This window comes from Nocardioides speluncae (genome assembly GCF_003121585.1).
GTDB lineage: Bacteria > Actinomycetota > Actinomycetes > Propionibacteriales > Nocardioidaceae > Nocardioides > Nocardioides speluncae.
Genome location: NZ_QEOO01000042.1, coordinates 37,579 through 53,103 on the forward strand (window position 1 = coordinate 37,579; position 15,525 = coordinate 53,103).

Below are 15,525 nucleotides of genomic sequence, written 5' to 3' on the forward strand. Positions count from 1 at the left end.
GCAACCTCCTCCTCAATTCTGGCCGACGGTGAACTCGAGGGTCGCCACGGGGTTGTCGAACTCGCCGACCCGCAGCGACACCTGGAGCCGCCAGCTGCCGGGCGTGGGCAGCACGGCCTGCGCCTCGTAGGTGCCCGGAGCCACCGACTGGGCCGGCAGCGTGCCGAGGTTGACCTTGTCGGACGCGAGCCGAATGCTGGGCGCCTTCAGTCCCTCGGTGGGCTCGCCGTTCGCATCCAACAGCTCGACGGTGATCGCGCTCGGCCCGGGCACGGGCGAGGCCATCGTTGCTCGGACCTCGATGTCACCCAGGGACGCCGTCTTGGTCACCGGCTCGGCCGGCGTCGCGGCCGCGGGCTCCGCCCGGTCGCGCTCGGGGCTCTTGTCGACGAGGAACCCGGTCACCAGCAGTACGCCGACCAGCACGGCCGTCTCGGCCGCGGTGGCGCGCACCAGCAGGCCCGCACCCGCGCGCCGGTCCCGGCGGTGGGTGGCCTGCTGCAGCCGCGGCAGCAGCACGAACCGGTTCGCCGCGGCGATGAGTACGGCGACGAGCGCGGCGGCGACCTTGACCAGCAGCAGCCGGCCGTAGGCACTGTCGAACAGCACCGCCCAGGAGCCGGTGATCCGCCAGGCCAGAAGCGAGCCGGTGAGCACGAGCGCGACCAGCACACCGGCCGCGACCACCGAGAACCTCGCCAGCGTCTCGACGGCCAGCGTGCCGCGGCCTGCCAGGTCGGGGAGGACCAGCAGCAGCGCCAGCAGCCCGCCGAGCCAGACGCTGCCGGTCAGCAGGTGCAGCATGTCGGCGCCGACGACCAGCACCTCGGGCGTGACGGCGCGGGTGTGGCCGGTGAGTGCGGGTGCGCTCAGCGCCGCTGCGCCGGCGACCATCGCCGCGACGTTCTGCCGGACGCCGTTCACGCCGTCGCCCAGCAGTACGACGGACGCGACGACCCCGCCGGCGACGACCCCGGCCGTCACGTACTCCATGACCGCCAGGGTCGACCAGGTTGTCCGCTCGGCCAGCACCCCGAGCCCGCCGCCGAGCTGGTACATCGCCGTCAGCGGTACGCCGAGCAGCCAGGCCAGCACCGCGGCCACCGCACCGCCGCGCGCAGCCACCACCAGCCGGCGGCGCGACTTGTTCGCAAGGTGGCTCGCGGGCAGGAAGAGCACGGTGAACGCGACCATGCCCGCTGCCATCAGCAGGCCGACGTACCCGACCCACTCGGTCACGCTCAGCGTCCACGGCGGCTTCGCCGGGACGGCCGTCTCGACCGGCGGCGCCGCCACCTCCGCACTCGGCGCGCCGACCGAGAACCTGAGCGAGCCGCTGATCGGGTGGCCGTCCTCGGACACGACTCGCCAGACCACCACGAGCGTGCCCTCGCCGACCTCGTCGGGCAGCTCGGCGGTCAGCTCGGGTCCGCGCGCGGTCGCCGACGACGCGACCGAGCCGCCGCGGGCGTCGAAGACCTGGACGCCGTCCGGCACCAGCGAGACCGACTCGCTGAACGTGAACCGGATCTGCTCCGGCTGGGTCTCCAGGACGGCGCCCTCGGCCGGGTCGGAGCTGATCAGAGTCGCGTGTGCGCTGGCCGGACTCGCCGTACCGATCAGCAGCGCGACGAGTGCGAAGAGGAGCAGGAGTGTGTGCCGCGCGAGATGGTCTCGGTTCACGGTTGCTCCTCGGTGTGCGGCTGATTCAAGGCTAGACTCGGTTCACCATATCGAACCGAGGTCGCTGACGTGGACGCGCGGCGGCAAGATACGAAGGGACCGCCATGCCCCGCATCACCGTCGAACTGCTATCCGGACGCACCCTCGAGCAGCGTCGTGACTTCGCGAAGGCCGTCGCCGACAACGCCGTGGACATCCTCGGCGCCCGCCGCGAGGACGTGTGGATGGTCTTCCGGGACTTCACGGCGGACATCGTCGCCAACGGCGGCATCCTCGCCAGCGAGGACGAGACCCGGGCCGGCGTGCTGGCCGCCCTCGCGAAGGACTGAGCAGTCCACGAGGACGGGCCCGGAGGATCGCTCCTCCGGGCCCGTCCTCTTCCTGTGGCTAGCGCCGGACCCTGAGGTAGACGCTCTTCGACGCCGGCTCCAGGTAGCCGCTGCCGAGGTAGGCGATCCGGACCTGGAAGTACCCGGCTCGAGTCGCCCGCGGCAGCCGGAGCGTCACCCTGTCAGTCGCCCCGAGCCAGCCCGTGACCGCCCGCCCGGCGAAGCTCACCCGGACCTTGCCGCTCACCGGCACCCCGTACGGCGCCCGCACGGCGACCTTGACCGTCGCCCGCTGACCGCGTTGCACCTCCTTGGGTACGGCGGCGCTCAGCGTCGGCCTGGCCTTCCGGACTGTCACCCGCACGGTCTTCGTCGACGCCGCGTGGCTCGCGTCGCCGCCGTACCGAAGGGTCAGCAGGTGCGACCCCGGCGCCAGCGACCTCGGCGGGAGGGTGATGGTCACCTTGCCGGCCGCCAGGGTCCCCGAGGCCAGCAGCTTGGTGCCCTTACGGACCTCGACCTTCCCCGTCGCGGTGGTGGGCCTGATCGACACCGAGACCTTGCCGCGCTCGCCGTACCTGAACGACGGGGCCGTTCCGGACAGCGTGGTCGGGGTCGGCTCCGGAGCCGCTTCCACGGTGATGGTCACCGTGACCGGTGGCGACTCCGCGGTGCCGTCGCTGGCCTTGTAGGTGAAGGTGTCGGTCCCGGAGAAGCCGGCATCGGGCGTGTAGCTGAACGACCCGTCCGCGCCGAGCTCCACCTGGCCGTGGGCGGGCTGGGTGGCACCGGTGGCGGTCAGGCCGTCGCCGTCGGCGTCGGTGTCGTTGTCCAGGACGCCGGGCGCCGGGACCGTCAGCTCCTGGCCCTCGTCGGTGCTGTACGAGTCCGCGCCACCCGCCGGAGCGGCGTTCGGGAACGGGTTCTCGTGCAGCTCGGTCACCTGCTCGGCGGTCAGCTCGTAGCCGTACATCCGGAAGTCGTCGACCAGGCCGTCGAACCGCGGATCGGGCCAGCTGGTGCCGCCGATCAGGTTCGCGGTGGTGTTGCCGTCGACCCCGACGTCTCCGATCCCGATGCTGAAGTCATTCCGGGTGGCCTGGAGCTCGCCGTCGAAGTAGATCTTCCCGGTGCCGCCGCTCATGGTGAAGACCACGTGCGTCCACTCGTTGAGCGGCAGGTCGTTGCCCTGCCCGAGCACCAGTCGCTCCTGGGCGCTGCCCGGCGTGCCGGGCGCCTTGAACGTCGCCGCGAAGCCGGTGGCGCCGCTCGCCTGAGTGGAGGACTGCAGCAGGAAGAACGTGTCGGTGCTGCTGCCGATCTGCAGCAGCGGCACCCAGTTGGGCAGCGCGTCCGGCCTGGCCCAGATCGACACGGAGAACTCCTCGTCCATGCCGGCCTGGATGTTGTCCGGAAGCTCCACCTGGTTGCCGGAGCCGGAGCTGCCGCCGGGCAGCGAGATGCCGCCGTCGTACTGGCCGCTCGCGGTCCAGGTGGTCGCGCCGGTCAGCGTGGCCGGTCCGACCGAGCTGTCGGTGCCGGTGTTCGCCGCGGTCGATCCCTGGCCCTCGTCGAGGGTGTAGTGGATCGGCACCCCCTCCCCCGGCGGTGGTCGCTGGACGGTATGCGTGAGGCTCGCTTGCGAGTCGCGCCAGCCGTCAGCAGCGAGATAGCGGACCTCGATCTGGTGCGGCCCTGGGCTGAGGGTCAGCTCCGGGAACGATGCCTGACCGGCCGCCAGCGGTACGCCGTCACCGGACCGGGCGCCGTCGACCCACAACTCGGCGGTGCCGGCGGGCGCCGTACCCGACGCTGCCGCCACCGTGGCCGAGACCGTCACCGGCTCCGCGAACGGAGACGGCGAGGCCGGGTCGACCGTGACGGTCGTGGTGGTGCGCAGCGCCGAGCCCTCGTCGTACAGCGCCGACACGTTGTCCGCACTGATCGCCGAACGGTAGACCCGGACGTCGTCCATCAGCCCGTCGAACGCGGCGTCGGGGAAGCCGTTGCGCCCCAGCCAGTTGTCGACGGTGGTGCCGATGTCGGACATGTCGATGGTCAGGTCGGTCCGCGACGCGGTCTGCTCGCCGTTGAGGTAGAGCGTCCCGGTCGCGCCGGTCCGGGTGAACACGACGTGGTTCCACTCGCTGACGGTCAGGTCGGTGCTGCCGCTTCCGTAGACCCGTTCCTGGAGCGCGGCCCCGGGTGCCTTGAACGTCGCCGCGAGCCCGGTGTTGCCGGCCGTCTGGGTGCGGGTCTGCAGCTGGAAGAAGCCGCTTTCGCCGTTGCCGATGTGGAACAGCCCGGCCCAGTTGGTCAGCGCGTCCGGCCGCACCCAGAACGAGGTGGAGAAGTCGGTCTCGTCCTTGAGCAGGTCGTCCGGCAGGTCGACCGCGTTCGCCCGGTCGCCGCCCGGCAGGTTGAGGCCCTTGCCGTACACACCGTCGTCGGTCCAGCCGGTGCCACCGGTGAGAGAGGCCGCGCCGACCGCGGACTCGGTGCCGGTGTTGGCGGCCGAGGTCCCCTCACCCTCGGAGAACTCGTAGTGGACGGGCACGTCCTCCAGGCTCGGGTCGCTGGCAATGACGACCAGGTCGTCCACGACCAGTCCGCCGCCGGAGCCGGGTCCTGCCAGTCTGAGTGTCTCCGAGCGCGCCGAGGCGGTGAACGTCCCGACGAAGGTCCCGAACGTGATCGCCCGGCCACTCTGCGAGGGTCTGTCGGCGTCGGCGGTGATCGTGGTATCCAGCGAGCCGATGCTCAGGTCCGCGGTCGCGGGCCCGTCAGCTGCTGGCGATCTGCTGTCGCGGGCGTAGCGCAGCGACACCCGGTACTCGCGGCCAGGGTCGAGCCCGCTGATCCGCCGCTCGAGGCTCCCGGACTTGCCGAGCGCCACGTGGTACCCGGTGAGCCCGAGTCCGCCGTTGGTGGGCGCTGCGCCACGCATCAGCTGCACCTGGCTGTCCACCGCCCACGGAGCCATCCGGCCGTTGCCGGGGGCGACGTCGACAACCATCGGCGGGTTGGCCGAGCGCCACTCCGCCGGGACCCGCGGGTACTCGAACTGGTCGACGATCTTCGGGGTGCGCTGGTCCATCTTCACCTGCGGGTCGATGTCGACGATCTTGGCGACCGACGGCGTCCCGTCCGCGTCGAAGACGAACAGCATGTAGGAGCCCGGAGGGGCGTAGGTCCCGTCGCTCGGCGCGGTGATCGAGACCGCGTCACCGGTCTGGCTGAACTCCAGGTCCTGGAAGTTCTGGTCGTTGTTGAACCCGTGAGTGACCGAGCCGTTGCGGACCAGGGTGACCCGGGAGACCGGGCCGCTGGCCTGGATGTCGAACGCGCCGTCGTACCCGATCTTCTTGGGCGCCTTGGTGATCTCCGGGCGGACGGCGGGCTGCTCGCCGTCGAACAGGTACGACGGGGAGTAGTACTCGACGTCGGTGTAGTTGCGCGGACCAGGGGCGCCGCCGCCACCGATCATGATCCGGCCGTCGGGCAGCAGCAGCGCGGTCGAGTGGTACAGCCGCGCGTGCTCGTACGGCGCCTCGAGCGTCGTCCACTCACCGGTGTCCGGGTCCCAGATCTCGGCGTTGGTGACGTAGCCGCCGTTGCCGTTGTTCTCGCGGCTGCCGCCGGTGACCAGCACGTCGCCGTCGGGCAGCACGGTCGCGGTCGCCCAGTGCCGCTTGAACTGCATCGGGTTGGTCGCCTCGACGACCGGGTTCGCCGTACCGCCGGTGATGTCGACGGTGAAGGCGGCGCGGGCGCCGTCCGGGCCACCGCCGTTGCCCCACCAGCCGCCACCGACCTGCAGGATCTTGCCGGGCCGGTACATCGCGGCCGTCGACGTGGCGCCGACCGGGTTGCCCAGCGTGCCCTGGTTGGCCACGTCGGAGGGGAGCTTGCCGCGCAGGGTCAGCTCGCCATCACCGCTCGGGTCGAGCTCGAACATCTGGGTGCCGCTGATGTTGAAGAGGTTGCCGCTGCCCGGCGCCACGAAGGCGCGCGGGTACCACCAGCGGTTCTCGTCCTGGCCCTCGTGGTCACTGCCGCCGTCGCCGTACGCGACCGCACTGGTGGCGCCCTCGAGCAGCTTCCAGCCGGAGCCCTCGTCCGGGGTGTAGATCTCCGGGGTGTGGACGCCGGGTCCGCCCGGGCCACCGCGGAGGCTGCCGCCCTGGACGACGATGCTGCCGTCGGGTGTCGTGGTCCCGGTCGGATACCAGCGCGGGTAGTTCATCGGCGCTTCGTTGCGCAGCCCGGAGTTGGTGGAGTAGCTGGTCACGCCGATCGCGGCGTCGTTGGGGGCGTTGCCGCCCAGGCTGTCGTCACCGCCGACGGTCATCGTTGAGTGCTTGTGTGGGTTCTGCACCTGCATCGAGCAGAACAGGTCGGTGTAGGTGTTGTTCGGCATCACGCCGTTGTTCACGTTGGCGAGCGTTCGTGGCTCTGCCGGGTCCCACACGTCGATCTCGAACTGGCCGCCCTGGGTGATGCAACTGTTGCCGCTCCAGTCGTACGGCGTGGTGTCGGTGCAGCCGGTCGACACGCTGCCGAAGGACTGCACCTTGCCGTCGGAGGTCAGCGCCATATTGATCGGCATCAGCGGCCACGGCGTCACGCCGCTCCACGAGCCGGCCTCGGACTTCGACGGCGGCGAGCAGTCGGCCGGCAGCAGCCCGGAGGCGTAGGCGAGGCCGTTGCGCATCTGGGTGCGGATGACCGGCTCGGAGTACGCCGTACCCTCGTGGCCCATCGCGCTGTACCAGGACCGGCCGGCGTCGATCTCCTGACACCAGGTGATCGGGTGGGAGGTGCCCTGGTGGCCACCGCCGTAGGAGGACTCGTCGGCCTCCAGCAGCGTCCGCACGTTCGCCGCCGGGTTGACGTTCCAGTCGTACCACTCGTCGCTGCGGGTGAACTCGGCCGGCAGGCCCTGGGTCAGCGGGTGGCCGGCGTCCTTCACGACGACCCGGCCGGGCCGGATCGCGGGGTTCTCCGGGTGTCCCTCGGAGACCGCGCCGACCAGGCGGGCGTAGAACGGGCTGACGTCGTGTTCACTCTGGGTGTTTGCCGACCACGCCGCGTAGTGCAGACCGAAGTAGCCGCCACCGCCGCGGATGTAGGCCTCCAGGGCGGCCCGCTGCTCGGTGTTGAAGAGCACGCCGCCGGTCTGGGCAAAGACGACCGCGTCCTTGGTCTCGAGGTTCGCGGTGTTGAACGCCGCGGCGTCCTCGGTCTCCTCGATCTCGACGGTCTGGCTGTACTGGTTCCCGAGCTCGGCCGCGAGGTTGCGGACCGCCTCGCGCGCCTGCACGTGCGACGCGTGAAAGTTCGGCTTGTAGAACAGCAGGATGCGGAGCACGTCGTCCTCGGCGGCGGCGGTCGCCGCCGCCGGCGCGAGCGACGCGGCGGCTGCGAGCGGCAGCGCTACGGCGAGCGCGATAACGGCCGCGAAGACGTGCGTGGTCAGGCGGCGGAGACGCGCACTGAGGCGGTGGGAGCCTCTGATCAGGCGCGAGCGGACGGACCTGCGATGCACTTTCATCTGGTCGATCACCTGTCTCGGGTGGGTGCTGGGCGGGACTGCTGAGCTGACGCAGTTGGGCCCCCGACCCTCGTACGGTATGGCGCCTGTCACACGAATACAAGAACTCAGAACAGATTCATGAACAACTAGGATGTTCAGTTCATGTTCATGAACCGACTGTCGGCGCGACCACCCGCGGTCAGATCCCCTGGTCGACTCGAACTTCCGGTGGCTTGAGTAGTGCCAGTCATCTAGTGAGGCTTCGCCTCTGACCGTCGGGTCTCCGGCCGGGCGCGTCCGGGCCATGGTCTCGGTGAGCGGCCGGACAGCGTATGCCATGGGCGTCGACATCGAGGCCGGTTGGTCCGCGGATACCGATTTGTACGTACAGGCCTGTACGTACAGAACCGGCCACGTCGCAACCCCCAAAGGGGCAACAGCCTCGCCGGCGCTGGCGGCGCGCCCGGCCGTCGCCATGACCGACTTCTAGTAGCCGAGGGTCACTAGTGGTCATCAGGTCTGGCGGCGGCCAGTACCTGCAGAATGAGCGAGCGTGCGTCCGCGCCGTAGACGGCGGCGCGAGCGAGGTCGTCGAAGACGCGCGCGTAAGTGTCAAGCTCGCTCGGGTCGGAGATGTGGAGCTCGGCGGTGAAGGTCTCCACGCGCACCAGTCGGCGGTCGAACATCTTGAACCCGTGTATCGGCGTGGCCGCCCGAGCCTAGACAAACGTTGCTCCACCAGGAAGAAGTTTGCTCAAGTTTGCTCCAGCGACTGCCTAACCGGACTGGATTGGCAAGGCGTCGCAACCTCCTTCCGAACTCGGTCCAACGCTTCCTAGCGTGCCGATCTGTAGCCATACGGCCACCGGCGCCGGTGGCGTGGGGTGACCGAGTCCCTGCGCCACTGGGCCGTCCACCAACAGATTGTCGAGCCGTGCCCCTGACCGCGAACCTGTTGCCGCCGCTACCCATGCGACGACTCGCGTACGTCGTCGCGCTGGATCGAGGTCTCCGTATCGCCGGCAGGCCGCTGCCGTTCGGCAGCAGCCTGCCCAGCGACGCCGACCACGAACTTCGCGGCCTCGGCTATCGACGCCTCGACAGTTGGGCAAGCGTCGAGGGTCACTGGCGGTGCGACGTGCAGCCAACCGCTTGGGCCGACGTTTGATTGGTGCGACGCACGGCGCCAGCAGCTCGAGATAGGCCTCCGGGAAGACGACCAGGTCAGCGTTGCGACCGGGCACTGCCGCCGTCGGCGAGTGCCTCGACCTCGGCCAGGCTGGCCATCGAGGTGTCGCCCGGCGTGGTCATCGCGAGTGCGCCGTGAGCCGCGCCGAGCTCGACGCAGCGCTGGAGGTCCTCCCCCGCGAGCAGGCCGTGCACCAGCCCGGCGACGAACCCGTCGCCGCCACCGACCCGGTCGAGGATGTCCAGGCGGTCCCGCGCGACCGAGGCCACATCTCCGGTCTCCTGGGACCAGGCCACGCCCTGCCAGTCGTTCGCGCTGGCGGTGTGCACGGTACGGCGGGTGGTCGCGATGAGCCGCAGCTGCGGCAGGCCGTCGGCGATCTCGTCGGTGAAATCGGACCGGTTGCCGACCATCACGTCGACGTAGCGGGCCAGCCGCGAGTTGACCTCGCGGGCCCGGTCCGGCCCGCCGCTGTCTGCCCACAGGCTCGGGCGGTAGTTGGTGTCGTAGGAGACCACGGTGCCATGGGCGCGGGCGGCGGCCAGCGCCTCCTCGGCCACCTCGGCGGTCGTATCCGACAGGCCCGCGAAGATGCCGCCGGTATGCAGCCAGCGCACCCCGCGCCGGCCGAAGAGATCGGCCCAGTCAACGACGCCGGGGGCGAGCTGGCTGACCGCCGTACCGGCGCGGTCGGAGACGCCGAGCGCCGGCCGCACGCCGTACCCGCGCTCGGTGAAGTTCAGCCCGTTGCGCGCCCGCCGGCCGATGCCGTCGAACTCCGCCCAGCGGATCAGCGAGGTATCGACGCCGCCCTGCCGGACCAGGCTCTCGACCAGCCGGCCGATCTCGTTGTCGACGAGGGCGGTGACGACCCCGGTACGGCGCCCGAAGACGCTGCTGAGCGCGCGGGCGACGTTGTACTCGCCACCGCCTTCCCAGACCTCGAAGCGGCGCGCAGCGCGGATCCGGCTCTCCCCCGGATCCAGCCGGAGCATCACCTCGCCGAGGGCGACCAGGTCGTACTCGCACTCGGCGGACGGACGGAGCTCAATCACCGTGACGCTCCTACCGCGGCCGCGCACAGCGCCGCCACCTCGTCCCACCGCCCGGCGTCCAGCAGCGCAGCCGCGACCATCCAGCTGCCGCCGACCGCGGCGACCGCGGGGTGGGCGAGGTACGCCGGCGCGCTCTCGGCCGTGATCCCGCCAGTGGGGACGAACCGCAGGTGTGGGAACACCGCCGCCAGCGCCCGGATCGCCGGCAGTCCTCCGCTCGGCTCGGCGGGGAAGAACTTCAGCAGGTCGAGGCCGAGGTCCATCGCACGCATGATCTCCGATGCGGTGGTCACACCGGGCACCACCGGCAGGCCGAGGTCCGCGCAGCGCTCGACCACCTCCACGCTCAGTCCCGGCGAGACCACGAACCGGGCGCCGGCATCATGGGCCTGATCGACCTGGCGGGCGGTGAGCACCGTGCCCGCGCCCACGAGCAGCTCGCCGTTGCCGGCCAGCCGGCGCAGGACGTCGGCGGCGTACGGCGTCCGGAAGGTCACCTCGGCGACCGGGAGGCCGCCGGCGACCAGGGCCGCACCGAGGTCGTCGGCCCGGGCGACATCGTCCAGGACGACGGCCGGGACGACTCGGTGCGGCCCCAGAACCTGGGACGGTCTCATCGCAGCTCGGCGATGACCGTCTTGAGCTCGGTGTAGTCGTCGAGCCCGAACGAGCCGAGCTCGCGGCCCCAGCCGGACTGCTTGAACCCGCCCCGCGGCAGGGTGACGTCGTCGGCGTGCCAGGTGTTCAGCCAGACCGTGCCTGCCCGCAGCTTGCTCCCGACCCGGTGGGCGGTGCTGACGTCGCGCGACCAGACGCCGGCGGCCAGGCCGTAGACCGTGTTGTTGGCCGCCGCGACGACCTCGTCCTCGGAATCGAAGGGAATCGCGGTGATGACGGGTCCGAAGATCTCGTCGGTCTGGACCGCCATCTGCTCGGTCACGTCCGTGATGAGCGTCGGCGAGAAGAAGTAGCCGCGGTCCGCGGCCGGCCCGGCGCTGCCCGCGGCGAGCGTGGCGCCGTCGGAGACCGCGCCACGGACATAGCCCATGACCTTCTCGTGCTGCTCCTGCGAGACAAGCGGCCCCATCGTGGTCGCCGGGTCGAATGCGTCGCCGATCTTGATGGCCTTCGCCGCCGCGGCCACGCCCTCGATCACCTGGTCGAACACCTCGCGCTGGACGTAGAGGCGCGATCCGTTGACGCAGCACTGGCCCTCGTTGAAGTAGCCCGCCAGGGTGGCGCCGGCGATCGCGGCGTCGAGGTCGGCGTCGGCGAAGACGATGTTGGGCGCCTTGCCGCCGAGCTCGAGCGAGACCTTCTTGAGGTTCTTCGAGGCACCGGCGGCGATCTTCTTGCCAACCTCGGTGCTGCCGGTGAAGGCGACCTTGTCCACGCCCGCATGGTCGACCAGAGCAGCACCCGCGTCCCCGAACCCGGGCAGGACGTTGACGACGCCGGCCGGGAGACCGGCTTCCAGCAGCAGCTCGCCGAGACGGAGCGCGGTGAGCGGAGTCTGCTCGGCAGGCTTGAGTACGACGGTGTTGCCCGCCGTGATCGACGGGATCACCTTGAAGGCGGCCATGGTCAGGGGGAAGTTCCACGGCACGATGCCGGCGACGACGCCGATGGCCTCGCGGCGGGTGTAGGCGTGGAAGTCCCGGCCGGGCACCGACATCGGAATGGTCGTGCCCTCCATCTTGGTGGCCCAGCCGGCGAAGTAGCGGAACAGCTCGGCGGCCACACCGACGTCACCCCGGGCGGACGCAACGCTCTTGCCGTTGTCCAGGGACTCGAGCTGTGCGAACTCCTCGCCGCGCTCGTCGATCAGGTCGCCGATCCGCCACAGCAGGTGCGAGCGATCGCGCGGAGTCATCCTCGACCACGGCGAGCCGGCCTCGAACGCGGTCCGGGCGGCCACGACCGCACGGTCGGCGTCGACCGCGGACGCCTGGGCGACCTGAACGAGCACCTCCTCGGTCGCGGGATTCACCGTCGCGAAGGTCTGGCCGTCCTTGGCGTCCACCCACTCGCCGTCGATCAGCAGCTGCTTGGGAGACGAGAGGAACGAGGAGACGGCGGGCAGGAGGTGGGAGTTCTCGGACATGGGGAGCCTTCCGTGGGTCAGGGTGCGAGGTCGGTCGTGGTTCTGGGTCTCGGGCCGGGGCTACTTGATGATCAGCACCTTCGAGCGGTCGAGGGTGAGGGCGACGGCGGCGACGATGATCGCGCCGTACAGGATCTGCTCCCAGGCCGACGGCACTCCGACGATCGGCAGCCCGACCCGGAGCAGGGTGACGACCAGGGCGCCGGTCAGGCTCCGCCACAGGCTGCCGTGCCCGCCGGTGATGGCGGTGCCGCCGACCACGATCGCGGCGACCGCCGGCAGCAGCAGGTTGTCGGCCATCGACGGGTTGCCGCTGAAGTTGCGCGAGACCAGCATCACCGCGGCCAGGCCGGCGCAGGCGCCCGAGACACAGAAGGCGCCGATCTTGACCAGGTCGACCGGGATGCCGGCCAGCCTCGCGGCCGACTCGGAGTAGCCGGTGGCCCGGACCCAGCTCTGGAGCGGGGTCGCCTTGATGACCAGTGAGATCGCGACCACCACGATGACCGCGACCGCGACCGACATCGGGATGTAGGTGGCGACGTACAGGTTCAGCCAGCTGATCGCGGAGTCGTCGACAACCGGCACCGTGCCGGCATCGGAGACCACCAGGGCGACCGCGGAGAAGATGCTCATCCCGCCGAGCGTGACGATGAACGACGGGATCCGGAGCAGCACATGCGCCGCTCCCTGTACGGCGCCGAACAGCGCCGCGACACCGATAACGGCCGGGGTGGCGAACGCGCCGAGGTCCGGGAGCCACAACGCGAGGAAGACCGTGGACAGCGAGGCCATCGCGGCAATCGACAGGTCGATGCCGCCGCAGAGCACCACCAGCGTCGCGCCCGCCGCCAGCACGATCAACGGCGCCGCGGTGAACGCCGCCGCGGTGAGGCTGCGCCGGGTCAGGAAGTCCGGGTCGGCGATCGTGAGCGCGGTCAGCAGCGCCAGCAGCGCGATGACCGGCATGAACGACGTGAGCCGGTCGGCGAGGCTGGGGCCGCGCCCCACCACGACGGGCTCGGCCATCGGCTTGACCGTGACGGGCGTACTCACACCATCTCCTTCACCAGGTCGAGTGGGGTCGGCTTGGCGCCTGCCGGACAGGCGACCTCGGTCGCGACCCGGCCGTCGCTCATCACCACGATCCGGTCGGCCAGACCGATCGCCTCCTCGAGGCTGTCGGCGAGCAGCACGGTGGCGACGCCGTTGTTGCTCAGCTCGCGCATCAGCCGATAGACCTCCGACCGCGCGCCGATGTCCAGGCCGCGGGTCGGGTGGTCGAGCAGCAGCAGCCGGATGTCGCCGCCGACCAGCCAACGGGCCAGCACGACCTTCTGCTGGTTGCCGCCCGAGAGCCGCTGGATGGCGGTCCCCCGGTTCGGCGTCCGGATCGAGAGCCGGTCGATCCACCGGTCGACCAGGGAGGCCTGCTTGCGAGGCGAGACCAGCGGTCCCGAGCAGCGTGCCTTCTGCTTGGTCAGCGTCATGTTGTCGGCGACCGACATCGGCCCGACCATGCCCTCGACCTTGCGCTCGGCGGGCACGTAGCCGACGCCCGCGGCGCAGGCGGCGCGGGTCCCGGAGAGGTCGAGCGGCTTGCCGTCAAGGGTGACCTCGCCGGCGGTGGTCGGCTCGGCGCCGAAGAGCGCGCGGCAGAGGTCCTCACGGCCCGACCCGTGTACGCCGACCACGGCGACGATCTCGCCCGCGTGGACGTCGAGGTCGACGTCGCGGAACGTCCTGCCCGACAGCCGGCGTACCGTCAGCCGCGGCGCCGGCGCCTCGTCGGAGCGCTCAACGACGTTGTCGTGGTAGTGGTCGTCGGACCCGGTGGAGCCGATCATCATCCGGTGCAGATCGGCCGGAACCGTGCCGGCCACCTGCACCTCACCGACCGACTCGCCGTTGCGGAGCACCGCAACCCGGTCGCACACGTCGAGGATCTCGTCGAGGCGGTGCGAGACGAACACCACCGAGGCGAACTCGCGCAGCCGGCGCACCTGGGTGAAGAGGGTCTCGATCTCCTTCGACTCCAGCACCGACGTGGGCTCGTCGAGGATGACCACCGGCGGATGCTGGCTGCGCTGCTCGATCCGCAGCACTTTCGCGATCTCGACCATCTGCCGGTCGGCGAAGGACAGCGTGTCGGTACGGGCGAGCGGGTCGATGTGGGAAGCAATCTTGTCGAGCTGCTCCTGGGCGAGCCGGCGCATCGCGTCCCAGCGGTAGATGCCGCGTCGTACACCAGGTCCTTCCGAGCCGAGCACGATGTTCTCGGCGGCGGTGAGGTTGGGGACCAGGGACTGCTCCTGGAAGACCATGCCGATGCCGTGGTCGGCGGCCTCGACGATGCTGCGCAGCCGCACCCGTTCGCCCCGGACGTAGATCTCGCCGTGGTCGGGCTTGACCAGGCCGACCAGCGTCTTCAGCAGCGTGGACTTGCCGGCGCCGTTCTCGCCGGCCAGGCCGAGCACCTCGTGCTGGTGGACGACGAGGTCGACCCCGTCGAGCGCCTTGACGCCCGGATAGTGCTTGACCAGGCCGCGGACCTCGAGCGCGGGCACCCGCGCCGGCGCCGTCCGCTCGACCTGCTTGTCGAAGTCGATGCTCACTTGACCACCTGGTTCCTTCGGCGCTGCGGGATCACCGCGGCGGCCACCGCGGCGACGACGATCAGGCCCTGGACGCCGCCCTGCCAGTACGGGCTGACCCCGACCTGCACCAGGCCGTTGGTCAGCACCATGATCAGCAGGACGCCGATCGCGGAGTGGAGTACGCCGCCCCGGCCGCCGGTGAGCAGCGTGCCGCCGACCACGGCCGCGGTGATCGCGGAGAAGTCGTAGCCCTCACCGGCCTGCACCAGCCCGGCGCCGAGCTGGCTGGTCACCATCACCCCGCCCAGCCCGTAGAACGCGCCGGCGAAGGTGAAGACCGCGACCTTGTACGGCGCCACCTTCACGCCGGACAGCGCCAGCACCTCCTCGGCGCCGCCGATCGCGAACGCGTATCGGCCGAGCCGGGTGTAGCGCTGGATCAGCCAGCCCACCAGCACGCAGCCGGCGGCGATCCAGGTCAGGTAGGTGAAGCCAAGGATCCGCTCGGTGGCCCAGCTCTCCAGCATCTTGTCGGAGATGTTGGGCTGGACGCCGCCGAACATCAGCGTGGCGAGCCCGAGCCCGATCGCCGACACCCCGAGCGTGGTCATGAACGACGGCACCTTGAGCAGCACCAGAGCGAGGCCGCTGACCGCGCCGAGCGCGGCGCCCAGCAGCACCGCGAGCGCGATGCCGAGGAGCCCGAGGTCGTTGCCGTTGCGGTTGTTCTCCACCAGCAGTGCCACCGCAAGCGCCGAGGCCCCCATGACCCCGGCGGCGGAGAGGTCGATCGACCCCATCATCAGCACGAACGTGATGCCGCAGGTGACGACGGCGAGGACCGCGGCGGCGTCCATGATGTTCTGGACGTTGTCGATGCTACGGAACTGCGAGCTCCAGGCCGCGAAGCCGACGAAGATGACCAGCAGCGCGGCCGTGGGACCAGCGTCCCGGAACGACACCGCCCGCCGAGGACGGGGGCGCGCCGCGACGACCGCAGTGTCCTCGGTGTCCTCGGCAGGTGGCGTCATC

11 protein-coding genes are annotated in these 15,525 nt (G+C 70.7%); 2 read left to right on the forward strand and 9 right to left on the reverse strand.

The window, feature by feature from the left end; all coding sequences use genetic code 11:
* Positions 1-12 precede the first annotated feature (12 nt).
* Positions 13-1,683 carry a copper resistance CopC/CopD family protein gene (locus DDV73_RS23095; protein ID WP_240617436.1) on the reverse strand — a complete coding sequence of 557 codons (1,671 nt, stop codon included), beginning with the start codon at positions 1,681-1,683 and terminating at the stop codon, positions 13-15.
* A 104-nt stretch (positions 1,684-1,787) separates the two neighbouring features.
* On the opposite strand from DDV73_RS23095, the gene DDV73_RS23100 reads away from it, so the two are divergent.
* Complete coding sequence (locus DDV73_RS23100; RefSeq protein ID WP_109509624.1) at positions 1,788-2,012, forward strand: tautomerase family protein; 225 nt, start codon at positions 1,788-1,790, stop codon at positions 2,010-2,012.
* A 58-nt stretch (positions 2,013-2,070) separates the two neighbouring features.
* On the opposite strand, the gene DDV73_RS23105 is transcribed toward DDV73_RS23100, so the two are convergent.
* Positions 2,071-7,566, reverse strand: coding sequence for a LamG-like jellyroll fold domain-containing protein (locus tag DDV73_RS23105; protein WP_109509787.1), 5,496 nt, complete (start codon positions 7,564-7,566; stop codon positions 2,071-2,073).
* A gap of 485 nt (positions 7,567-8,051) precedes the next feature.
* Positions 8,052-8,234 carry a Scr1 family TA system antitoxin-like transcriptional regulator gene (locus DDV73_RS23115; RefSeq protein WP_109509626.1) on the reverse strand — a complete coding sequence of 61 codons (183 nt, stop codon included), beginning with the start codon at positions 8,232-8,234 and terminating at the stop codon, positions 8,052-8,054.
* Between the two features lie 248 nt (positions 8,235-8,482).
* On the opposite strand from DDV73_RS23115, the gene DDV73_RS28095 reads away from it, so the two are divergent.
* Entirely contained in the window at positions 8,483-8,716 is a 234-nt protein-coding gene (locus tag DDV73_RS28095; RefSeq protein ID WP_154402872.1) for a hypothetical protein, read from the forward strand.
* A 56-nt stretch (positions 8,717-8,772) separates the two neighbouring features.
* Here the strand turns inward: DDV73_RS28095 and DDV73_RS23120 are convergent, their stop codons facing one another.
* The 6 genes from DDV73_RS23120 to DDV73_RS23145 are packed head-to-tail and all read right to left on the reverse strand — an operon-like array spanning position 8,773 to position 15,524.
* Positions 8,773-9,792, reverse strand: a complete 1,020-nt coding sequence (locus tag DDV73_RS23120; RefSeq protein ID WP_240617437.1) for a sugar kinase — start codon at positions 9,790-9,792, stop codon at positions 8,773-8,775.
* Entirely contained in the window at positions 9,789-10,409 is a 621-nt protein-coding gene (eda, locus tag DDV73_RS23125; RefSeq protein ID WP_109509627.1) for a bifunctional 4-hydroxy-2-oxoglutarate aldolase/2-dehydro-3-deoxy-phosphogluconate aldolase, read from the reverse strand. The genes DDV73_RS23120 and eda overlap by 4 nt, the downstream gene beginning before the upstream one ends.
* Complete coding sequence (locus DDV73_RS23130) at positions 10,406-11,896, reverse strand: aldehyde dehydrogenase family protein (protein WP_109509628.1); 1,491 nt, start codon at positions 11,894-11,896, stop codon at positions 10,406-10,408. The genes eda and DDV73_RS23130 overlap by 4 nt, the downstream gene beginning before the upstream one ends.
* 60 nt (positions 11,897-11,956) lie before the next feature.
* Positions 11,957-12,952, reverse strand: a complete 996-nt coding sequence (locus DDV73_RS23135; protein ID WP_109509629.1) for an ABC transporter permease — start codon at positions 12,950-12,952, stop codon at positions 11,957-11,959.
* Positions 12,949-14,511: a sugar ABC transporter ATP-binding protein gene (locus DDV73_RS23140; RefSeq protein ID WP_109509630.1), complete on the reverse strand. Its 1,563-nt coding sequence runs from the start codon at positions 14,509-14,511 to the stop codon at positions 12,949-12,951. Before DDV73_RS23140 ends, DDV73_RS23135 begins: the two co-directional genes overlap by 4 nt.
* On the reverse strand, positions 14,508-15,524 hold the full coding sequence (locus tag DDV73_RS23145; RefSeq protein WP_240617438.1) for an ABC transporter permease: 1,017 nt from the start codon (positions 15,522-15,524) through the stop codon (positions 14,508-14,510). The genes DDV73_RS23140 and DDV73_RS23145 overlap by 4 nt, the downstream gene beginning before the upstream one ends.
* Between the last annotated feature and the right edge of the window lies 1 nt (position 15,525).

Coding starts and splice junctions, on each gene's coding strand:
- DDV73_RS23105 (WP_109509787.1), bottom strand. CDS start 7,566: ATGAAAGTGCATCGCAGGTCCGTCCGCTCGCGCCTGATCAGAGGCTCC.
- DDV73_RS23130 (WP_109509628.1), bottom strand. CDS start 11,896: ATGTCCGAGAACTCCCACCTCCTGCCCGCCGTCTCCTCGTTCCTCTCG.
- DDV73_RS23145 (WP_240617438.1), bottom strand. CDS start 15,524: ATGACGCCACCTGCCGAGGACACCGAGGACACTGCGGTCGTCGCGGCG.
- DDV73_RS23115 (WP_109509626.1), bottom strand. CDS start 8,234: ATGTTCGACCGCCGACTGGTGCGCGTGGAGACCTTCACCGCCGAGCTC.
- eda (WP_109509627.1), bottom strand. CDS start 10,409: ATGAGACCGTCCCAGGTTCTGGGGCCGCACCGAGTCGTCCCGGCCGTC.
- DDV73_RS23100 (WP_109509624.1), top strand. CDS start 1,788: ATGCCCCGCATCACCGTCGAACTGCTATCCGGACGCACCCTCGAGCAG.